The organism is Pseudomonas sp. ARP3 (assembly GCF_001029595.1).
Taxonomy (GTDB): Bacteria; Pseudomonadota; Gammaproteobacteria; order Pseudomonadales; family Pseudomonadaceae; genus Aquipseudomonas; species Aquipseudomonas rhodesiae.
The window spans coordinates 189195-208070 of record NZ_LEKF01000005.1 but is presented as its reverse complement, the minus strand read 5'-3'; the positions used below and the strand labels follow the sequence as shown (position 1 = coordinate 208070).

Genomic DNA, 18876 nt, shown 5'->3' with positions numbered 1-18876 from the left:
TCTTGGGCGCTAATGAACAGGTCCGGGTAAATATGGGTGCCACCTTCGGGGCACTTTTTGCCGCTCGCACGAGTCTTAGCGTGGATCGCTGTGACGCAAGTCACCGCACCTGTCTACGTTATCCTTGTGCGAGACTCACGCAGGAATCCAGCGCAATATGAATGTCCTGATCGTTGATGACGAACCCCAAGCCCGCGAGCGACTGAGTCGTTTAATCAGTGAACTCGAGGGTTATACCGTTCTTGAACCGAGCGCCACCACCGGTGAGGAGGCGTTGACGCTGATCGACAGCCTCAAGCCCGATGTGCTGTTGCTCGATATCCGTATGCCGGGCCTGGATGGTCTGCAGGTTGCTGCCCGCCTGAGTGAGCGCGAATCGCCACCGGCCTTGGTATTGTGTGCGGCTCAGGACGAGTTTCCCGCGCAGACGCTGGAAGACAGTGGCGTGAGCTTCGTGACCAAACCGGCGACGGCCGAAGCGTTGCTCAAAGCCCTGAAAAAGGCCGAGCGCCCCAGCCGCGCCCAGCTCGCCGCGTTGACCCAGCCCGCCGCCCAAAGTGGCAACGGCCCCCGCAGCCATATCAGTGCACGTACCCGCAAAGGCATCGAGTTGATCCCTCTGAATCAAGTGGTCTACTTCATCGCCGATCACAAGTACGTCACGCTGCGTCACGAAGCGGGTGAAGTCTTGTTGGATGAACCGCTCAAGGCCCTTGAAGATGAGTTCGGCGATCGCTTCGTGCGTATCCACCGCAATGCGTTGGTGGCCCGTGAGCGTATCGAGCGTCTGCAACGTACGCCGCTGGGGCACTTTCAGTTGTTCCTCAAAGGGCTTAACGGCGATGCCTTGATTGTCAGTCGTCGGCATGTCGCCGGCGTGCGCAAAATGATGCAGCAGCTTTAGCCCGAGGGCTGTAGCGGGACTGCATTCCTTATCCCGGTGCGACGAGGCCAGGGAGGCCCCGCACTTGCTGATTCAAATCAAGGCGTATTTGCCTGAGCTGTTATTATCTGCCGTATCTATTCAGTACGGATTGATCCATGTCCCCTCGCGAAATCCGCATCGCCACCCGAAAAAGCGCCTTGGCCCTATGGCAGGCCGAATACGTCAAAGCTCGCCTTGAGCTGGCCCACCCCGGCCTCAAGGTGTCCCTGGTGCCCATGGTCAGTCGCGGCGACAAGCTGCTCGACTCACCGTTGTCGAAGATCGGCGGCAAGGGCCTGTTCGTCAAAGAACTGGAAACCGCGCTGCTGGAGAACGAAGCCGACATCGCCGTGCACTCGATGAAAGACGTGCCCATGGACTTCCCTGAAGGTCTGGGCCTGTTTTGCATCTGCGAGCGCGAAGACCCCCGCGACGCTTTCGTTTCCAATACCTACGCTTCACTGGACGAGTTGCCCCTGGGCAGCATCGTCGGTACCTCCAGCCTGCGCCGTCAGGCCCAGCTGTTGACGCGCCGTCCGGATCTGCAGATTCGCTTTCTGCGCGGCAACGTCAATACGCGCTTGGCCAAGCTGGATGCCGGTGAGTATGACGCGATCATCCTCGCCGCCGCCGGTTTGATCCGCCTTGGCTTCGAAGACCGCATCACCTCGGCCATCAGTGTCGAAGACAGCCTGCCCGCCGGTGGGCAGGGCGCCGTGGGTATCGAATGTCGCAGCGCCGACAGTGAAATCCATACTCTGCTCAAGCCTCTCGACCATCGTGATACCGAAGTTCGCGTCACCGCCGAGCGTGCCTTGAACAAGCACCTCAATGGCGGCTGCCAAGTGCCGATTGCCTGCTACGCCGTACTTGAAGGCGATAACTTGTGGCTGCGCGGTCTGGTGGGCGATCCGGAAGGCGGCACCTTGCTGACCGCCGAGGTGCGTGGCCCGCAATGCGAAGCGACGGCTTTGGGCATCCAAGTGGCGCAAGAGCTGCTGGAGAAAGGCGCCGGCGCCATCCTGCAAAAAGTCTACGGCGAGGCCGGCCCGCAGTGACCGGCTGGCGTGTGCTGCTGACGCGGCCTGCCGAGGAATCGGCGGCGCTGGCGACGGTGTTGTCCGACGTAGGGATCTACAGCAGCAGCCTGCCCTTGCTGGATATCGAGCCCTTGTCGATCACCCCTGACCAGCAAGCGCTGTTGCGTGACCTCGGCCGCTACTGTGCCGTGATTGTCGTCAGCAAACCCGCCGCGCGCCTGGCCTTGCAACAGTTGGATCGCCACTGGTCCGAGGTGCCCTGGTTCAGTGTGGGGGCGGCTACTGCGCAGGTGCTGGCCGATCAAGGCTACACGGTTCACTATCCGCACACCGGCGATGACAGCGAGGCCTTGCTTGAACTGCCGGCATTACGCGAGGCTATTGCGCGCCCCGCTGCAAGGGTGCTGATCCTGCGGGGTGAGGGCGGCCGCGAATTGCTGGCAGAGCGTTTGCGCGAGAGAGGTGCTAGTGTCGACTATCTGGAGTTGTACCGGCGGTTCCTTCCGACCTACGACGCCGGTGAGTTGATGCAGCGCATCCAGTTGGAACGCTTGAACGGCGTGGTGGTCAGCAGTGGGCAGGGTTTCTTGCACCTGCAAGCCCTGGCCGGCGCCGATTGGCCGGAGGTGGCACAGCTGCCGTTGTTCGTGCCCAGCCCAAGAGTCCAGGAAATGGCGCGGGCTGCCGGTGCAGAAAAAGTGGTGGATTGTCGCGGCGCGAGTGCCGCGGCTTTGTTAGTGGCGTTAGGCGGCTATGTCTTATAAAAACATCCCGCCCCCACTCTCTGATACGCAAAGGACGGATACGTGAGCGAAACAGCCTTGCCTAAAGATGAAGCTCAACCCGCACTTGATGCGCCGGTCGAGACACCGGTCACCGCGCCGCGCCGTGGCAATGGCCTGGCGGTCGTCGCCTTGCTGCTCGGCGCTGCCGGAGTGGCCGCCGGCGGTTGGGGGATCTGGCAGGTCCGTGCCCTGCAAGCCAGTCACCAGCAGCAACTGGGCCAGGTGCAGACCCTGGATGAGCAATCCCAAACTCTCAAGCAAACCCAGCAACAACTGGCCGCGCGACTGGCTCAACTGCCGGGTGCGGATGAGCTGGAGGAGCGTCGCCGTCTGGTGGCCCAATTGCAGGGTGATCAGCAACACCTGAGCCAGCGCTTGGAAACCGTTCTGGGTGCCAGCCGTCAGGACTGGCGTCTGGCCGAGGCCGAGCATTTGATCCGCCTGGCGAGCCTGCGCCTGTCGGCCTTGCAGGACATCAATAGCGCCCAGGCGCTGGTGCAGGGCGCTGACGAGATTCTGCGCGAGCAAAGCGATCCGGGCGCCTATGCGGCCCGTGAGCAATTGGCCAAGAGCCTGGTCGCTCTGCGCAGTACCGAACAGCCGGACCGCACCGGGCTGTACCTGCAATTGGCCGCCCTGCGCGATCAAGTGGTGCAGCTGGCGGCGATTGCGCCGGAGTATCAACTGACTGAACCTGCCGCTGAAGGTCGTCCCACCACCGATACCGAGGGACGTTGGAGCCAGTGGTGGGAGCAGATTTCTCGCTACTTCCGCATTGATTTCAACCCAGACGACAACATCCGTCCGTTGCTTGCCGGTCAGGGGCTGAACCAAGTGCGTCTGGCCCTGAGCCTGGCGCTCGAACAGGCGCAATGGGCGGCGCTCAATGGTGAGTCGGCGGTGTATAGCCGCTCACTGGGTGAGGCGCGCAGCGTGCTGCAGGACAACTTCAATCAGGACAACCCGCAGAGCAAAGCGATGCTGGCGCGCATTGCCGAGCTTGAGCCCAAAGCCGTGTCGGTGGTGACACCGGACCTGGCCGCGAGCCTCGCCGCGGTGCAGGCGTATCTTGATCGTCGCCACCTGTCTGCCGATGAAGCCAAGGCGGCTGCCAAGCCGGCGTCCCAGGAGTAGAGCCGATGAAGCGTTTCTATGTGATCCTGGTGCTGGCGATCGCGATCGCCCTGGCACTGGCTGTGGGCATCTCGAAACACACCGGCTACGTGCTGATTACTTATCCACATGTGCTGCATTACGAGTCGAGCCTGTGGGCGACCCTGTTCGCCGTGTTTGCCATCATTCTGGCGATCTACCTGGTCCGCGTCTTGCTGAGCCTGGTTACCACGTCGGGCGGCGTGGTCAACCCTTGGTCGCGGCGTAATCGCAGCCGCCGTACACAGATCGCTATCGAACAGGGCCAGATGGACCTCGCCGAAGGGCGCTGGGCCAGTGCCGAACGCCATTTGCGGCGTGCCGCCGAAGCCGAACGCCAACCGTTGTTGTACTACCTGGGCGCGGCGCGAGCCGCCAATGAACAGGGGCGTTACGAAGAGTGCGATGCTTTGCTTGAGCGCGCTTTGGAGCGCCAGCCCCAGGCTGAGCTGGCGGTCGCCTTGAGTCATGCGCAACTGCAACTGGACCGTGGCGATACGGACGGTGCGCTGGTCACCCTACAGGCAATGCACGAGCGTCATCCGCATAACGCGCAGGTGCTACGTCAGTTGCAGCGTTTGCATCAACAGCGCGGTGACTGGTCGTCGGTGATTCACCTTTTGCCGCAGCTGCGTAAGGACAAGGTGCTGCCCGCCGGCGAACTGGCCGAGCTGGAACGTCGCGCATGGGGTGAAAACCTCAGCCTTGCGGCTCAGCGTGAGGAGCAGGACGAAGCTGGCCAGCAGTCCCTTGAGCGGGCTTGGCAGCAGCTTACCTCTGCCCAGCGTCAGGAGCCGCAGTTAGTGCTGGCTTACGCCGAGCAACTGCGCCAATTGGGTGCCGACGCCAAGGCCGAAGAGGTCCTGCGTGGTGCGATCAAGCGCGGTTACGACAGCCATCTCATTCGCCTCTACGGTCTTTTACGCGGCAGCGACTCGGCTCGGCAGTTGAAGTTCGCCGAAGGTTGGCTCAAGGATCATCCCGGTGATGCCAGCCTGTTACTGACCTTGGGACGCTTGTGCCTGCAAAACAGCTTGTGGGGAAAGGCGCGCGACTATCTGGAAAGTAGCCTGCAGGTGCAGCGCAACCCTGAGGCTTGCGCCGAGCTGGCGCGTCTGTTGGCGCAGTTGGGAGATACCGAACGCAGCAACCAGTTGTTCCAGGAAGGCCTGGGGTTGTTGGATCGCCGTTTATTGGCGTCACCTTTGCCAGTCCCTGCCCGGGTTTGATGTAGGAAGGAGCGGAGGGTTGACTCAGATATGTCAAACCCTCACCCCCTTTGATGCACGCGAACAGGGAGGGTCAGTGTCTGGCAGCAAACTCCTACGCGCCGTCGCCTGAAGTCTTCCATCCTCTGGTGGGATGTCTGCAGGCTCTCACGGAATCGTCTGGTCTAACGTATATTGAAAGCGTTCAGGCCTTTCCTCTACCGTAGCGATCTACTTTTCGCGATGCGGATAAAGCATGTCTTTGGCCCCTTCTCGCTCCTTGTTTTTTCTGGCGTTCCTGGCCGGTGCGCTGACGTTGGGCGCATCCTATTACCTTGAGTTCGGCGTCTCGTTACGCCCGTGTTTCTTATGCCAACTGCAGCGGGTTTTTCTGGCTGCTTTCACGCTGATCAATTTGATCGCTGCTCTCCATAACCCCAAACGTCCCGTCATCTCGCTATATGGGCTGGCCAGCGTGGCGTGCGCGACGCTGGGCGCTATCACGGCGGTACGCCAGATACTGCTGCAAAATGCCGCACCCGACCAAACCGCCGATTGCTGGCCCAGCCTCAACCATATGCTCGAAAATCTTTCGCTTTGGCAGGCGCTGCAACAGGCCGTCGAAGGCACTGTCGACTGCGTGGAAATCAACTGGACGTTGTTCGATTTAAGCCTGCCGGAGTGGAGTCTGCTGTTTTTCGTGGGGATGCTGATTCTGGGCATCACGCAGTTTTCACGACCGTTACTTCGCCGTCGCCTGTACCCGACGAGGCCATAAAAGCAGGCTGAGGTTTGTAGGACGGGATTAAACACTTGTATGAACTTTCTGTCCTGCGTACCTTGAAGCCATAGTCATGCGGGCATAATCTGGCCCGCACGCGTTATTCAAACCAGTTGTCTGATGCAGCCCTGTCCCGCTGCTGCTTTATCCTTGAAGTGTTGCGCGGGCATCAGGCGGCAGCGCCCCTAATAGGGAAGAGAGATCATCATGTTGGAACGTTGCAAGAATGCTCGCGAACGCTGGGGCGGGGTGCACAAGCTGATCGACAGCTGGTTGAAGGCACGTCACGAATTGATTCGGGCTTTTGATGCGCTCGGTGCCGAGCCCGAGGCGTTGGCCGAGAAGCGTGAACCGTTGCAGGATTTCTGCGTGGTGTTGGTGGATTACGTGTCCGCAGGGCATTTGAGCATCTACACCCAGCTCACCAAGGAGGCGGAAGCCTTCAAAGACCAGCGCGGTCTGGATTTTGCCAAGACCCTTTACCCACGCATCGATGTGATCACCGAGAAGCTGCTGGCATTCACCGATCTGTGCGATCAAGGCAAGTGTGTCGCCGAGAAATTCAAAGAATTGGGTGCGCTGCTCCACGAGCGTTTCGAGCTGGAAGACTGCCTGATTGAAGTGCTGCACAACGCTCACAAAGAAAACACTGTCGCTCAGGCCTGACTTCGGGATACGCGATAAAAAAAACGGTGCGCAGGTCGCACCGTTTTTTATTGGCTCAAGAACGGGTATCGAGCAATTCGATCTCGAAAACCAAGGGCGTGTACGGCGGGATCAATTCGCCGGCACCGTCGGCGCCATAAGCCTGCGCCGATGGAATCACCAGGCGCCACTTCGCACCCACGGGCATCTGTTGTAGAGCACTGCTCCAGCCGCTGATCACGCTGTCCAGGCGAAACCACTGAGGCTGTGTGCTCTTGTCGAAAACCGTTCCGTCGGGCAGCCGACCGACATATTTCACTTGAACCTGACCATTGGCTTTCGGCGTGGGGCCGGTACCTGGCGTGAGTTCCGTGAGCAGAATTCCATCCGCCAATTCACGAACGCCTTTCATGGTTTTTTCCTGGGTCAGGAATTGTTGTTCGGCTGCGAGTGCTTTTTCACTCAGGGGCGCTTGGGCGTCCGCTTCGCTCTGCGCTTCGTGCTGCGCGAGGATCTGCTCGATACGCGCGTTATCCAAGGCCAGTGGCTTGCCTTGATAGGCTTGTTTGAGGCCGTCGATCAGGGCCTGGATCTGCAGGTCTGGAACCTCCTGGCGCAGGCGCTCACCGAGGCTGGCGCCCAGGCTGTAGGCGAGGTCATGCCGATCCGGCTCGATGGTTTTAGACGGCGACGGCGCGCTCGCATTGGCTACCGAAATCGCCAGGCCAAGCACAAGAAAAAGGTAACGCGACATGGACATTCTCCGGCCGAAAGTGCGATGGATTATGCCAGTGTGGAAACGTAAAAAGTGCCGCCCATTTTCGTTCTCACGATAAGAATTTTCGTACGGTGCAACGCGAGGCAATCGATACTGTCAACATGCGCTAGCGGCGGTAAGAGCAGAGGGCTAGTATGAGCCGCACCCACGTCAGCCAGGAGGTAAACCATGTCGGCCAAACAGAAGCCTGTTAATACCCCGTTGCACTTACTCCAACAACTGTCGGGCAGCTTGCTCGAACATCTGGAAAGCGCCTGTTCCCAAGCGTTGGCCGATGCAGAAAAACTGCTCGCCAAGTTGGAAAAACAGCGCGGTAAGGCGCAAGAAAAGCTGCACAAATCCCGCACCAAATTGCAAGATGCCGCCACCGCCGGCAAGGCCAAGGCACAAGCCAGAGCCAAAGACGCTGTTAAAGAACTTGAGGACTTGCTGGACGCTCTCAAGGATCGCCAAGCTGAAACCCGCGCCTACATTTCTCAACTCAAAAAAGATGCTCAGGAAAGCCTGAAACTGGCCCAGGGCGTTGGGCGTGTAAAAGAAGCCGTGGCTAAAGTGCTGGGTGCTCGTACACCGGTAAAAGCTGTTGCAGCAAGCGCGGCGAAGAAGCCTTCGGCCAAACCAGCGGCTAAAACCGCTGCCGTTAAGCCAGCAGCCAAGTCAGCAGCTAAAACCGCTGCCGCTAAACCAGCAGCCAAACCAGCAGCTAAAACTGCTGCCGCTAAACCAGCAGCCAAACCAGCAGCTAAAACCGCTGCCGCTAAGCCAGCAGCCAAACCAGCAGCTAAAACCGCTGCCGCTAAGCCAGCCGCCAAACCAGCAGCTAAAACCGCTGCCGCTAAGCCAGCCGCCAAGCCAGCAGCTAAAACCGCTGCCGCTAAGCCAGCAGCCAAGCCAGCAGCTAAAACCGCCGCCGCTAAGCCAGCCGCCAAACCAGCAGCTAAAACCGCTGCCGCCAAGCCAGCAGCCAAACCAGCAGCTAAAACCGCCGCCGCTAAGCCAGCAGCCAAGCCAGTGGCTAAAACCGCTGCCGCTAAGCCAGCAGCCAAACCAGCAGCTAAGCCCGCCGCCGCTAAGCCAGTAGCCAAACCTGCTGCCGCCAAGCCGGCCGCTGCGAAGCCTACGCCGGCCACTCCGGCAGCGACCCCGGCAGCCGCCACCGCTCCAACCGCACCGGCAAGCAGCACCCCTGCACCGGCAGCGCCAAGCACTACCCCAACCAGCGCTTCCTAAGCGCCGGTGGCCGCGACGCGCAGCTGCTGCAGCGCGTCGTGGTCAAGGTTGGCGGCATCCTCGGCCGCCAGTCTTTCCAACCATCGTTGTTGATCTGCCCGCTTGCCCGATGGCCATGTCTCGGCCAGCCCTTCAAGACGCATCAACAAGTGCCGTTCGGCTTCCAGCTCCATCGACTTGATCCGTTCCCTTAAGGCCGCCAGCGGCTGGTCGTGCTGCGCGCTCGCTCGCCATTGCACGCGCAATTGGCGCAACGGCTCGATCACCTGCGTCTGCCAAGGCCCGGCGATGTGCTTGAGTGCCTGCACTCGCTCGTCGGTCAGAATAACGCCGCGCTGTTCCAGCCAGACGCCGCACAGCATCAGGCACACATCGGCCCCTTGCGCCTGCAACCGCAGGCAGGCGGCTTCCATACCCGGACGGGCGTAAATCGAGAGAGCAAAGCTCCACAGGTCAGCGCACATAGTCACACCCAAGCCAGCGGCCAACGAAGCTGGTAGACTCCGCCGCCATTATGATCCGACTTCAAAGCCTAACATTACAGCGTGGCCCGCAACGTCTTCTCGAAGACGCCGAGCTGACCCTGCACGCCGGTCACAAAGCCGGCCTGATCGGTGCCAACGGCGCCGGCAAATCCACGCTGTTCGCCCTGTTGCTGGGTGAACTGACCCCGGACTCCGGCGACTGCCTGCTGCCGGCCGACTGGCGCATCGCTCATATGCGCCAGGAGATCGACACCCTGGACCGCATCGCGATCGACTACGTGCTCGATGGCGACCTGCGCTTGCGCCAGGTGCAACACGACCTGGCCGAAGCCGAGAAGGCCCAGGATGGCGCAGCTCTGGCGCGCCTGCACTCGGAGCTCGACAGCGCCGACGGCTACACCGCCGACGCCCGCGCTCGCAAGATGCTCGCCGGCCTTGGGTTTACCAACGAACAGATGGATCGCCCGGTCGCCGACTTCTCCGGCGGCTGGCGGATGCGCCTGAACCTGGCCCAGGCGCTGATGTGCCCCTCGGACCTGTTGCTGCTCGACGAACCGACCAACCACTTGGACCTCGATGCGATCCTGTGGCTGGAAGACTTCCTCAAGAGCTATCAGGGCACTTTGCTGCTGATCTCTCACGACCGGGATTTCCTCGACGCCGTGGTCGATAACATCGCCCATGTCGAGCAGAAAAAAATCACCCTCTACCGCGGCGGCTACACCGCGTTCGAGCGTGCGCGTGCCGAACGCCTGGCCCAGCAACAACAGGCTTACGAGAAGCAGCAGGCGCAACGTGCGCATATGGAAAGTTACATTGCCCGGTTCAAGGCTCAGGCCACCAAGGCCCGCCAGGCCCAGAGCCGGATCAAGGCGCTGGAGCGCATGGAAGAATTGTCGGCAGCTCACGTCGATTCGCCGTTCGACTTCGTGTTCCGCGAGTCGGTGAAGATTTCGAGCCCACTGCTGGATCTTTCGGATGCGCGCCTGGGTTATGGCGACAAAACCATCCTGGAGAAGGTCAAGCTGCAACTCACGCCGGGGGCGCGTATCGGTTTGCTGGGGCCTAACGGCGCGGGTAAATCGACCCTGATCAAGAACCTCTCGGGTGAGCTGGAACCTCTGGCCGGTCGCTTGACCCGTGGCGAGAACACCGTGGTGGGTTACTTCGCCCAGCATCAGTTGGACTCCCTCGACGCCAAGGCCAGCCCGTTGCTGCACCTGCAACGCCTGGCGCCGACCGAGCGCGAGCAGACCCTGCGTGACTTCCTCGGTGGCTTCGACTTCCGTGGCGCGCGCATCGATGAGCCGGTGCTGAATTTTTCCGGCGGCGAGAAAGCCCGTCTGGCCTTGGCCCTGATCGCATGGGATCGTCCGAACCTGTTGCTGCTCGACGAACCGACCAACCACCTGGATCTGGAAATGCGCCTGGCGCTGACCATGGCGTTGCAAGAATTCAGTGGTGCGGTATTGGTGGTGTCCCACGATCGGCACTTGCTCAAGAGCACCACGGATAACTTCCTGCTGGTGGCCGATGGCAAAGTCGAAGAGTTCGACGGCGACCTCGACGACTACGCCCGTTGGCTGACCGATTACCGCCTGCGCAATGCGCCGGTGAGCAACACCCCGGTGAATCCGGACAAAACCGATAAGAAGGCCCAGCGCCAGGCCGCCGCTGCATTGCGTCAGCAGCTGGCGCCGCACAAGCGCGAAGCCGACAAGCTGGAAGCTGAGCTGGGCAAGGTGCATGAGCGCTTGGCCAAGATCGAAGCCAGCCTCGGCGACAGCGCCGTGTACGAAGCCGCGCGCAAGGACGAACTGCGTGACCTGCTCGCCGAACAGGCCAAGCTCAAGGTGCGCGAAGGGCAATTGGAGGAAGCCTGGATGGAAGCCCTCGAACTGCTCGAAACCCTGCAAGCGGAGCTGGAGGCGCTGTCCTGATGGAAGCGTTGCAGTTGCCGGCACAGTGGATCGAGCCCGTGTGGATTGGCGTGCAGATCCTGTTGATCCTGCTGGCCGGTTACCTGGCGCAGCGCTTTGTGAGCAAAGTCCTTACGCGCCTGGGCGAGCGCTACCCATTCCCACCGCAGCTGCTGATGCCACTACGCGGCGGCCTGCGCTGGCTGATCATGGGGAGTGCGCTGATTTTTGTTCTGGAGCGCCTGGGTGTGTCCGCCACCGTGTTATGGACGGCACTGTCGGGCTTCGTGGCGGTCGCCGCCGTGGCGTTCTTCGCCATGTGGTCGGTATTGTCCAACCTGCTTTGCGCGGTTCTGATCTTTACCGTCGGCCCATTTCGTCTCGGCGACATTGTCGAGTTGGTGGATACCGTCGACAAACCGGGCGTCAAGGGGCGGGTGGTGGCAATCAATTTGCTCTACACCACACTGGTTGAAGTGGAGGCCGCCGGTACCGACAGCGCGATCGTGCAGGTGCCTAACAGTCTGTTTTTCCAGCGTTCGGTACGGCGTTGGCCAGGTACCCACGTGTTTCCGGGCGATCGCTAGCCTGCACGGTGATAAAAACCGATAGCCAGCCTCTGGTCGGCGGAGTTAGCTTAAGGCTCCACCGCTTATTCTCACGCGAGGTATGTCATGGCTCTCGATACATGGCTGGCCTTTTTCCTGGCCAGTTGGATCATCTCCCTTTCCCCGGGCGCCGGCGCCATTGCGTCGATGTCTAGCGGCCTGCAATACGGTTTTTTACGCGGTTACTGGAACGCCATCGGCCTGCAACTGGGCCTGGCGATGCAGATTGCCGTGGTGGCGGGTGGCCTGGGTGCCATCCTGGCTGCGTCGTCCACCGCGTTCTATGCGATCAAATGGTTTGGTGTGGCGTACCTCGTGTACCTGGCCATCAAGCAATGGCGTGCCTTGCCGCTGGACATGACCGATGACGCGGCCGTACGCCCCATCGGCAAGCCGATGGCGATGATGTTCCGTGGCTTCCTGGTCAACGCCAGCAACCCCAAGGCCTTGGTGTTCATGCTCGCGGTGTTGCCGCAATTCGTGAACCCGCAGGCGCCGTTGCTGGCTCAGTATTTGATCATCGGCGCGACGATGATCAGCGTCGATATGATCGTGATGGCGGGCTATACGGGGTTGGCGTCCAAAGTCCTACGGCTGTTGCGCACGCCCACGCAGCAAAAGCGAGTAAACCGGACGTTTGCCGGATTGTTCGTGGGGGCAGCGGGTTTCCTGGCCAGCTTGCATCGCGCAACGGCGTAAAGCTCGGTCGCTAAACGTGTGAGAGGGGCTTGCCCCCGATAGCAGGGTGTCAGTCAGCTTAGCTGTAGCTGAGGCACCGCCATCGGGGGCATGCCCCCTCCCACATTGGTTTTGTGTTGCCTGGGGGATGACCGCTCAGCGCAGAATCTTCGGCGCTTCATCCCTTGGCAGGTTGTTACGCGGTGCCGGTTGGCCAGGTTCCTGATAGCCACCGCCCAACTGCTCTGCCAACTGCCTGGCCACATCCTCACCCAGCGCTTTCGACACTTCCTTCACCACCCGTGGCCGGTTCAAGCTCACGCGGATGTCACGGCTGTTGACCAGTTTGGTGTCCTGGCCTTCGCCCATGGCGGTAAACGCCGAGGTGATCTCGTAGGTACGGGTGTTGATCAGGCTGAAGTCCGCCACCAATGTCAGGCCCAGCACCGCGGAGTAACTGTTGGTGTTGTCCAGGGCGTTGATGTCCTGGGTGAAGTCGATGTCCGACAACGTGCCGAACAGCACATAATCGGCACCCTTGAAGTGGCCGGCCTTGATGCGTTTGATCACGTCGTAGACGTCACCCTTAGCATCGGCGGTGTAGGGCGTGCCCTGCACCAGCTGGAACTGCCGTGACTTGAGGATCTCGCCCTTGATATCACCGCTGAATTTACGCAGCTCGGTCTGCTCGATATAGCTGGTACGGCTTTCGTACTCGCTGTAATTGGAGGCGCCACTGGCGTGATAAGCGCTGGCCTGGAAGGTGTCGCTGGCCGAGACCTGGTGGATGTATTCCTCGACCCGTGCCTCGTAGGCCAGGTCGGTCACCGCGATCTTAGGCGCGGCCGAGGCGCCAAAGGCGCACAGCAGGCCGATCATGCCGGTCCATACACGCATTGCTTAGCGCTCCGTGGTTTTGCGGATTTCTTTTTCGTCCATCCATTCGGCCACGCCGCTTTCGACGTCGATCAGTTGCAGGCTGAACTTGTAAAACACGTCCTTGTAGTCCGCGCTGCGTTTGACAATGGAGCTGATGGAGCCTTCCAGACGGTACTGCGCGGCGATCATGTTGCCGGTCTTGCTGACCGTGGACTTCTTGTACAGGCCGCTCTGGTTTTGCAGCTTGAGCTGGTCGACCTGGCTCTGCATGTCGGTGTTGTCGCTGGCGAAGCGCGCGGTGCCAGTCTTCATCAACTGAGTCTTGATCGACGTGGTGATCTCGCGGGTATCGATGTACTCGCTGGTCTTGTTCTTCACGTCATACACCTGCACCACCGGGCGGCCTCGCAGCACGCCGGACTGGGCCAGGGAGCGGGTCATGCTTTCGGCGATCATCTGCAAGTCGGTGGAGCCGAACTCGTTGGTGACTGTTTCCACGGCCTTGGTATCGCCGTAGTTGATGTTCTTGCTGCCGAGTACTGGCGAGGTATTGGCGCAACCGCTGGCCAGAACGGCGACCACGGCGAGCATCGAGAAGCGTGCAAACATGGGGAAATCTCTCAGAAAGGATGAGCGGCTCAAGGGGTTTTCACTTCAAGACGGAAATCCGCCGCCTGGGGCAGGTTGGCGATGGCCGGCAGGAAAGTGGCCTGGTTGGCATACAGGTTGAGCACTTTCCAAGTCTCTTCGTCGCCTACCGGGAAGCCGTCGGCGCCCAGCCAGGCGAAGCGGTAATACATCGTCTGGTTGCTGCTGGTGATGTTGCTCAGTTGCACTTTGGCGGTCAGGAAGCCGTTCTCCCGCGCGACGCGGATAGCGCCGACGGCGATGCCCTTGAATTTGCCCATCACTACGATTTTGCTGGCGGCGCTGCCGGGTGCCGGTGGCGGCGGGGTGGCGCAGCCGGCGAGCAGGACCAGCGCCAAAGCGCCGAGGATGAAATGACGCATAGCGTGCTCCTTAAGGTTGTTTGAGGGTGGCGATCGCCTGGGGCGTGCTGCTCGGCACCACATGGGCCGCGAGGCCGCCGGCGAACACCTGATTGCCCACCACGCGCAGGGTGATCACCTGGTAGCGCTGATCGGCCTTGACCGTCACCAGCGTGCCGCCCAATGCGTTGGGCAGGCTGACCTGGTGCTCGCCGTGCTTGAGGCGCAGGCGCGTCACTTGGGTCATGTCCGGCAAGGTGCGCCAAGTGCGGGTGTCGGCGCCTTCGGTCACGGCCGAGGCGATGCCCAGCACCAGGCCGACCATGGGGTTGGTCTTGTTCAGGTTGTTCTGCGCCACACCACGGCTGACTGCGCGTACGGTAGTGCGCAGGATGATCCCCGGCATGTCGTCACGCAGGGCGCGGCGGGACATGGCAGTGGTGCTGTTGAGCGCGGTGAGGTTCTGTTGCTGGCCGTCCACCCCGATCTGGGCGAAGGTGGCGGTGGAGGTGTCGGCTTTGATTACCGGGAACGACAGCGGGGTAATCACCAGGTTGCCGTTGATGGGGATCGGCAACGGCAGGCGGATCGAGTCGCGGGCCGGCGCAAGGCCGCTCTGCACCACAATCAGCACGTCGGTTTCATTGGCGCCGACCTTGGACTTGTCCAGGTCCCGCAAGGCCTGTTCCAGCAGCGGAGTGTTAGGGCGCAATTCGGCTGCCTTGCGATAGCCAGGGGCGGCCAGGTCTTTTTCGCCCAGGGCTTCATAGACGAAGCCGGCAAGATAATGGCTGAACGCGCTCTGGTAACTGTTTTTCAGGCCGACCACCTCCGGGGCGTTCAGGGCTTCCACCGGGTAACCGTTGAGGTCTTTCAACTGGGTGGTCACGCCTTCTCGCTCGGCTTCGCCCTCGCGCTTGAGGTATTCCTTATCGCGCAGCTCGGCGATCACCGCTTCGCGTTCGTGGGTTTTCTTGATCTCGGTGCGGGCGCCGTCGAAGTCGTTCACGGCCAGCAGGTTCAGGGCCATCTGGGTGGTCAGCATGACTTTTTCGTAGTCGTAGCCTTCGTAGCGCCGAACCTTGTCGTTGGCCACGAAGCTGCCGAACTGGGCGAGGTACTTCGCGCTATCGAACTTGACCGATTCTTCCCACTTGAAGACTTGCAGGTCCGCGCTGCGCCAGGCGGTCTGGCTGCCGGTGAGGTCGCCTTTGGCGCGCAGCAATTCACCTTTTTCGAAGAAATAGAGCAGGTCTTTGTCTTCGCCGGTGTTGTTCTTTTCCAGCAGGGTCAGGGCGGCATCGACGTTGCCGGTGGCCAGTTGCTGGTTAGTGGCTTGCAGCTCGGTGTCGTAGCTGCGGAACATCGAACAACCGGACAGCAAGGTTACCGCCGCGAGCGTGAGCGGGGTTAAAGCGCGAAATGCCATGCAGATTTCTTCCCTGAAAGTTGTCAGCCAATGTGGTCATTTCGCATAAAAATCCGGAATGACATTCCCTTTCGCACTAACAGGGCGCGGCATTATAGGCGCCATAACTGGCAAAACAATGGCTTTTTGCTGTGATGCGATTAACAAAAATGCCACTACTGACGGATTAAACGGTTGCGCTCAGGTGTGCTAAATCACGAACGGCTTGAGTCAAAGCCTTTAACGTTAAACAATGTGTTACTTCGTATTTCCCTTTGAGATTCATTCATGACTGCCCCCCACCGTTTTCTCGCCTGGCTGGTGTTGCCGGCGTTGATGTCGTGCAGCTTCAACCTGTTGGCCGCGACGGCCGAGAGCGCGCCCCAAGCCCTGCATTTACTGGATTACATCGGTGCTGATTACCCGCCGACGGTAGACGCGGGCAAGGTGGTGGACCCTTCGGAATACCGTGAACAAGTTGAGTTCCTTGGGGTGTTGCAAGGTTTGGTAGCGGACTTGCCGGCCAAGCCGGAACGCGACGAACTGGTAACAGGCGTCGAAGAACTGCGCACAGCGGTGACCGCTCGTCAGGACGGTGCCACCGTTGCCCGCCAGGCTCGGCAGTTGGGCGCCAAGTTGGCGGTGGCTTATGAAGTGAGCCAGGCCCCGGCCATCACGCCCGACCCAACGCGCGGCGCACCCCTCTACGCCCAGCATTGCTCGGTATGTCACGGCACAGCCGGCGCTGGCGATGGCCCGGCGGGTGTGGGCCTTACGCCGCCGCCGGCGAATCTGCGGGACGCCGCGCGGCTGGATCGCCTGAGTCTCTACGCGATCTACAACACTTTGGGCCTGGGCGTCGAAGGCACCGACATGCCGGCGTTCGCCGATCAATTGGATGACCGCCAGCGTTGGGACCTGGCCACCTACATCGCCGAATTTACCGCCGACCCGGCGGCCGCCAAGAGCGAGCAGCCGTTCAACCTCGCCGACCTGGCCCGTCGTACCCCCAATGAAGTGCTGGCCGCTGACGGCGCCGCAGCTGCCGCGGCCTTCCGCGCCCAGCGTGCGCAGCCGCCGCAGGTCAAGCGCGGCCCGGCACAGTTGCTCGACTACACCGCGAGCACCTTGGACAAGAGCCTGGCTGCGTACCGCAATGGCGATCACGAACAAGCCTATGACCTGTCGGTAGCGGCGTACCTGGAAGGCTTCGAGCTGGTGGAAAGCTCCCTGGACAACGTCGACGCCAACGTGCGCAAAGACACCGAAAAGGCCCTGATGGCCTATCGGCAGTCGTTGCAGGACGGGTTGCCGATCGAGCAGGTGCAACAACGCCTGGACGTGGCCAAAGCCAAGCTCGCCGCATCGGCCGGTTTGCTCGGTGGCGATGGCCTGAGCTGGTCATTGAGTTACATCTCCGGTTTGCTGATCCTGCTGCGTGAGGGCCTGGAAGCGATCCTGGTGCTGGCGGCGATCCTGGCGTTCCTGCGTAATACCGGCCAGCAATCGGCGGTGCGTAGCGTCAACGCCGGCTGGGGTTTGGCGCTGTTGGCCGGCCTGGCTACCTGGGCGTTGGCGGCGTATGTGATTGATGTCAGCGGTGCCCAGCGTGAATTGCTGGAAGGGTGCACGGCGTTGTTCGCCAGCGTGATGGTGCTGTGGCTGGGAGTGTGGATGCACGACCGGCGCCACGCGGCGGCCTGGCAGGACTACATCAAGAGCAGCCTGGTGGGCGGCGGTGGACGCTTCGGTTTTGCGGTGCTGGCGTTTTTCTCGGTATACCGCGAGCTGTTCGAAGTGATCCTGTTCTACGAAACCTTGTGGCTGCAAGCCGGCCCGGCTGGGCATAACGCAGTGTTGGCGGGGGGCGCCACCGCGCTGGTGCTGCTGGTGGGGCTGGCCTGGGTGATCCTGCGCGGCTCGGCGAAGCTGCCGCTGGCGCTGTTCTTCGGTATTAACGCGGCGCTGCTGTGCGCGCTGTCGGTGGTGTTCGCTGGGCATGGTGTCAAGGCATTGCAGGAGGCGGGTGTATTCGGTACACGGCCGGTGGCGTTCTTTGACTTCGACTGGCTGGGCATCCACGCCGACGCTTACTCGCTGAGTGCGCAGGTGGTGGCGATCCTGGCGATTGTGGTGCTGTACGGCCGCAGTCGTTTGGCCGAGAAGCGCCGAGTGGCGGTATAACCGTGCGCGTCTGGATCGATGCCGACGCCTGCCCGCGCGCGGCCAAGGACCTGGTGGTGAAGTTCGCCCTCAAGCGCCAGTTCGAGGTGGTGCTGGTGGCCGGGCAGAGCCAGATCAAACCGGCTTTTGCCTGCGTGAAGCTGATCGTGGTACCCAGCGGCCCGGACGCCGCCGATGACTACCTGGTTGAGCACGCGGTGCCCGGCGAGTTGGTGATCTGCAGCGACGTGCCACTGGCCGATCGCTTGGTGAAAAAGGGTGTCACCGCGCTGGACCCGCGAGGCAAGGAGTTCAGCCCGGCGAACATGAGCGAGCGGTTGGCGGTGCGCAACCTGTTCACCGACTTGCGTGAACAGGGCCAGATGGGCGGCGGACCACCGCCCCATGGGGAGAAGGATAAGCAGGCGTTTGCCAATGCGCTGGACCGAATCCTTACGCAACTGATGCGCCAGGGTTGAGGGTGGAGCGGCTTACCGCATAGTGCCGGTCAGGCGATCACTCGTCGTTCTCGTGGGTCAGCTCCAGCACGCGATCCACCAACTTATTGATGCCTGACGCCACCTCGCTGATGTTCTTGCCCAGCATATAGGCCGGCGTGCTTACCAGTTTGCGCGCTTTGTCCTCGACGATGTCTTCAACCGTGCAATCCTGGTGAGTGGCGCCCATCTTGCCCAGGGCGGTTGCGGTGTCGGCGTCGTTGCCGATGGTGCAGGTTACGCCCGGGCCGTAGATCTTCGCGGCCAGGGCCGGCGAGATGCAGATCAGCCCTACGGGTTTGCTCGCCTCGGCGAAGGCCTCCGCAAACGCCAGCACCTGCGGGTTGACGCTGCATGCGGTGCCTTCGCTGGCAAAATTCGACAGGTTCTTCGCCGCGCCAAACCCGCCGGGTACGATCAGAGCATCGAAGTCGTCGACATTGGCCTGGCTGATGTCCTTCACCTCGCCACGGGCGATGCGCGCCGACTCCACCAGCACGTTGCGCGTTTCTGGCATTTCTTCGCCGGTCAGGTGATTGATGACGTGGTGTTGCTCGATATCGGGTGCGAAACATTGGACCTGAGCGCCGCGCTGATCCAGGCGCAGCAAAGTGATCACGCTTTCGTGGATCTCTGCGCCGTCATACACGCCGCAGCCGGAAAGGATCACTGCAATCTTTTTGCTCATGGGCATTTCTCCTGGGTT

The 18876-nt window shown here is 61.2% G+C and carries 20 protein-coding genes and 1 pseudogene; 14 read left to right on the top strand and 7 right to left on the bottom strand.

All coding sequences use genetic code 11. From position 1 onward, the window contains the following. Nucleotides 1–44: 44 nt before the first annotated feature. The 8 genes and pseudogenes from ABX75_RS29940 to ABX75_RS08580 form a co-directional block, all read left to right on the top strand. Nucleotides 45–161 (top strand): annotated as a pseudogene (locus ABX75_RS29940) (sensor histidine kinase); the annotation flags it as partial. Next, complete coding sequence (locus ABX75_RS08610) at nucleotides 158–904, top strand: LytTR family DNA-binding domain-containing protein (RefSeq protein ID WP_034101435.1); 747 nt, start codon at nucleotides 158–160, stop codon at nucleotides 902–904. The pseudogene ABX75_RS29940 and the gene ABX75_RS08610, both read left to right, overlap by 4 nt. A 137-nt stretch (nucleotides 905–1041) precedes the next feature. Continuing rightward, nucleotides 1042–1983: a hydroxymethylbilane synthase gene (gene hemC / locus ABX75_RS08605; RefSeq protein WP_034101434.1), complete on the top strand. Its 942-nt coding sequence runs from the start codon at nucleotides 1042–1044 to the stop codon at nucleotides 1981–1983. After that, a complete protein-coding gene (locus ABX75_RS29640; RefSeq protein WP_034115439.1) occupies nucleotides 1980–2729 on the top strand; it encodes a uroporphyrinogen-III synthase in 750 nt (249 codons plus the stop codon). The genes hemC and ABX75_RS29640 overlap by 4 nt, the downstream gene beginning before the upstream one ends. 42 nt (nucleotides 2730–2771) lie before the next feature. Continuing rightward, nucleotides 2772–3884 carry a uroporphyrinogen-III C-methyltransferase gene (locus ABX75_RS29635; RefSeq protein WP_034101432.1) on the top strand — a complete coding sequence of 371 codons (1113 nt, stop codon included), beginning with the start codon at nucleotides 2772–2774 and terminating at the stop codon, nucleotides 3882–3884. Between the two features lie 5 nt (nucleotides 3885–3889). Next, complete coding sequence (locus ABX75_RS08590) at nucleotides 3890–5131, top strand: heme biosynthesis protein HemY (protein ID WP_034101431.1); 1242 nt, start codon at nucleotides 3890–3892, stop codon at nucleotides 5129–5131. A 235-nt stretch (nucleotides 5132–5366) separates the two neighbouring features. Continuing rightward, nucleotides 5367–5888: a disulfide bond formation protein B gene (locus ABX75_RS08585; RefSeq protein ID WP_047881760.1), complete on the top strand. Its 522-nt coding sequence runs from the start codon at nucleotides 5367–5369 to the stop codon at nucleotides 5886–5888. A 210-nt stretch (nucleotides 5889–6098) separates the two neighbouring features. Continuing rightward, on the top strand, nucleotides 6099–6557 hold the full coding sequence (locus ABX75_RS08580) for an Rsd/AlgQ family anti-sigma factor (RefSeq protein WP_034115436.1): 459 nt from the start codon (nucleotides 6099–6101) through the stop codon (nucleotides 6555–6557). Nucleotides 6558–6612: 55 nt separating this feature from the next. Here the strand turns inward: ABX75_RS08580 and ABX75_RS08575 are convergent, their stop codons facing one another. Then, nucleotides 6613–7290, bottom strand: coding sequence for an FKBP-type peptidyl-prolyl cis-trans isomerase (locus ABX75_RS08575; protein ID WP_034101428.1), 678 nt, complete (start codon nucleotides 7288–7290; stop codon nucleotides 6613–6615). 192 nt (nucleotides 7291–7482) lie between these two features. Between ABX75_RS08575 and ABX75_RS28335 the strand changes: the two genes are divergently transcribed. After that, nucleotides 7483–8544, top strand: coding sequence for an AlgP family protein (locus ABX75_RS28335; protein ID WP_082136137.1), 1062 nt, complete (start codon nucleotides 7483–7485; stop codon nucleotides 8542–8544). Here the strand turns inward: ABX75_RS28335 and ABX75_RS08560 are convergent. Beyond that, nucleotides 8541–9008: a TIGR02444 family protein gene (locus ABX75_RS08560; protein WP_034101424.1), complete on the bottom strand. Its 468-nt coding sequence runs from the start codon at nucleotides 9006–9008 to the stop codon at nucleotides 8541–8543. The two genes, ABX75_RS28335 and ABX75_RS08560, sit on opposite strands and share 4 nt — an antisense overlap. Nucleotides 9009–9058: 50 nt before the next feature. On the opposite strand from ABX75_RS08560, the gene ABX75_RS08555 reads away from it, so the two are divergent. From ABX75_RS08555 to ABX75_RS08545, 3 genes are all read left to right on the top strand, one after another. Continuing rightward, nucleotides 9059–10969, top strand: coding sequence for an ATP-binding cassette domain-containing protein (locus ABX75_RS08555; protein ID WP_034101423.1), 1911 nt, complete (start codon nucleotides 9059–9061; stop codon nucleotides 10967–10969). Continuing rightward, nucleotides 10969–11535 (top strand): mechanosensitive ion channel family protein, encoded by a 567-nt coding sequence (locus tag ABX75_RS08550; protein WP_034101422.1) that lies wholly within the window; start codon nucleotides 10969–10971, stop codon nucleotides 11533–11535. The genes ABX75_RS08555 and ABX75_RS08550 overlap by 1 nt, the downstream gene beginning before the upstream one ends. Nucleotides 11536–11622: 87 nt before the next feature. Continuing rightward, nucleotides 11623–12255, top strand: a complete 633-nt coding sequence (locus tag ABX75_RS08545) for a LysE family transporter (RefSeq protein WP_034101421.1) — start codon at nucleotides 11623–11625, stop codon at nucleotides 12253–12255. Between the two features lie 135 nt (nucleotides 12256–12390). On the opposite strand, the gene ABX75_RS08540 is transcribed toward ABX75_RS08545, so the two are convergent. The 4 genes from ABX75_RS08540 to ABX75_RS08525 are packed head-to-tail and all read right to left on the bottom strand — an operon-like array spanning nucleotide 12391 to nucleotide 15531. Then, nucleotides 12391–13131 (bottom strand): hypothetical protein, encoded by a 741-nt coding sequence (locus ABX75_RS08540; protein ID WP_047881759.1) that lies wholly within the window; start codon nucleotides 13129–13131, stop codon nucleotides 12391–12393. 3 nt (nucleotides 13132–13134) lie between these two features. After that, nucleotides 13135–13722 (bottom strand): penicillin-binding protein activator LpoB, encoded by a 588-nt coding sequence (lpoB, locus tag ABX75_RS08535; protein ID WP_034101419.1) that lies wholly within the window; start codon nucleotides 13720–13722, stop codon nucleotides 13135–13137. Nucleotides 13723–13751: 29 nt separating this feature from the next. Next, the gene (locus tag ABX75_RS08530) at nucleotides 13752–14123 is read right to left on the bottom strand and encodes a YcfL family protein (protein WP_034101418.1); all 372 of its coding nucleotides are present in this window, start codon (nucleotides 14121–14123) and stop codon (nucleotides 13752–13754) included. Nucleotides 14124–14133: 10 nt separating this feature from the next. Continuing rightward, a complete protein-coding gene (locus tag ABX75_RS08525) occupies nucleotides 14134–15531 on the bottom strand; it encodes a COG3014 family protein (RefSeq protein ID WP_047881758.1) in 1398 nt (465 codons plus the stop codon). A gap of 267 nt (nucleotides 15532–15798) precedes the next feature. On the opposite strand from ABX75_RS08525, the gene ABX75_RS08520 reads away from it, so the two are divergent. Beyond that, nucleotides 15799–17694, top strand: coding sequence for an FTR1 family protein (locus ABX75_RS08520; protein WP_047881757.1), 1896 nt, complete (start codon nucleotides 15799–15801; stop codon nucleotides 17692–17694). A gap of 2 nt (nucleotides 17695–17696) precedes the next feature. Then, the gene (locus tag ABX75_RS08515; RefSeq protein ID WP_034101415.1) at nucleotides 17697–18152 is read left to right on the top strand and encodes a YaiI/YqxD family protein; all 456 of its coding nucleotides are present in this window, start codon (nucleotides 17697–17699) and stop codon (nucleotides 18150–18152) included. Nucleotides 18153–18189: 37 nt separating this feature from the next. On the opposite strand, the gene elbB is transcribed toward ABX75_RS08515, so the two are convergent. Beyond that, nucleotides 18190–18858, bottom strand: coding sequence for an isoprenoid biosynthesis glyoxalase ElbB (elbB, locus tag ABX75_RS08510; protein ID WP_047881756.1), 669 nt, complete (start codon nucleotides 18856–18858; stop codon nucleotides 18190–18192). Nucleotides 18859–18876: the final 18 nt, after the last annotated feature.

Bases quoted from the DNA above. Each gene is read 5' to 3' on its own strand.
- ABX75_RS08590 (WP_034101431.1), top strand. From the start codon at position 3,890: ATGAAGCGTTTCTATGTGATCCTGGTGCTGGCGATCGCGATCGCCCTG.
- ABX75_RS08555 (WP_034101423.1), top strand. From the start codon at position 9,059: ATGATCCGACTTCAAAGCCTAACATTACAGCGTGGCCCGCAACGTCTT.
- ABX75_RS08530 (WP_034101418.1), bottom strand. From the start codon at position 14,123: ATGCGTCATTTCATCCTCGGCGCTTTGGCGCTGGTCCTGCTCGCCGGC.
- hemC (WP_034101434.1), top strand. From the start codon at position 1,042: ATGTCCCCTCGCGAAATCCGCATCGCCACCCGAAAAAGCGCCTTGGCC.
- ABX75_RS08580 (WP_034115436.1), top strand. From the start codon at position 6,099: ATGTTGGAACGTTGCAAGAATGCTCGCGAACGCTGGGGCGGGGTGCAC.
- ABX75_RS08585 (WP_047881760.1), top strand. From the start codon at position 5,367: ATGTCTTTGGCCCCTTCTCGCTCCTTGTTTTTTCTGGCGTTCCTGGCC.
- ABX75_RS08545 (WP_034101421.1), top strand. From the start codon at position 11,623: ATGGCTCTCGATACATGGCTGGCCTTTTTCCTGGCCAGTTGGATCATC.
- ABX75_RS08540 (WP_047881759.1), bottom strand. From the start codon at position 13,131: ATGCGTGTATGGACCGGCATGATCGGCCTGCTGTGCGCCTTTGGCGCC.
- ABX75_RS08575 (WP_034101428.1), bottom strand. From the start codon at position 7,290: ATGTCGCGTTACCTTTTTCTTGTGCTTGGCCTGGCGATTTCGGTAGCC.
- ABX75_RS08560 (WP_034101424.1), bottom strand. From the start codon at position 9,008: ATGTGCGCTGACCTGTGGAGCTTTGCTCTCTCGATTTACGCCCGTCCG.
- ABX75_RS08520 (WP_047881757.1), top strand. From the start codon at position 15,799: ATGACTGCCCCCCACCGTTTTCTCGCCTGGCTGGTGTTGCCGGCGTTG.
- elbB (WP_047881756.1), bottom strand. From the start codon at position 18,858: ATGAGCAAAAAGATTGCAGTGATCCTTTCCGGCTGCGGCGTGTATGAC.
- lpoB (WP_034101419.1), bottom strand. From the start codon at position 13,722: ATGTTTGCACGCTTCTCGATGCTCGCCGTGGTCGCCGTTCTGGCCAGC.
- ABX75_RS08610 (WP_034101435.1), top strand. From the start codon at position 158: ATGAATGTCCTGATCGTTGATGACGAACCCCAAGCCCGCGAGCGACTG.
- ABX75_RS08550 (WP_034101422.1), top strand. From the start codon at position 10,969: ATGGAAGCGTTGCAGTTGCCGGCACAGTGGATCGAGCCCGTGTGGATT.
- ABX75_RS28335 (WP_082136137.1), top strand. From the start codon at position 7,483: ATGTCGGCCAAACAGAAGCCTGTTAATACCCCGTTGCACTTACTCCAA.
- ABX75_RS08525 (WP_047881758.1), bottom strand. From the start codon at position 15,531: ATGGCATTTCGCGCTTTAACCCCGCTCACGCTCGCGGCGGTAACCTTG.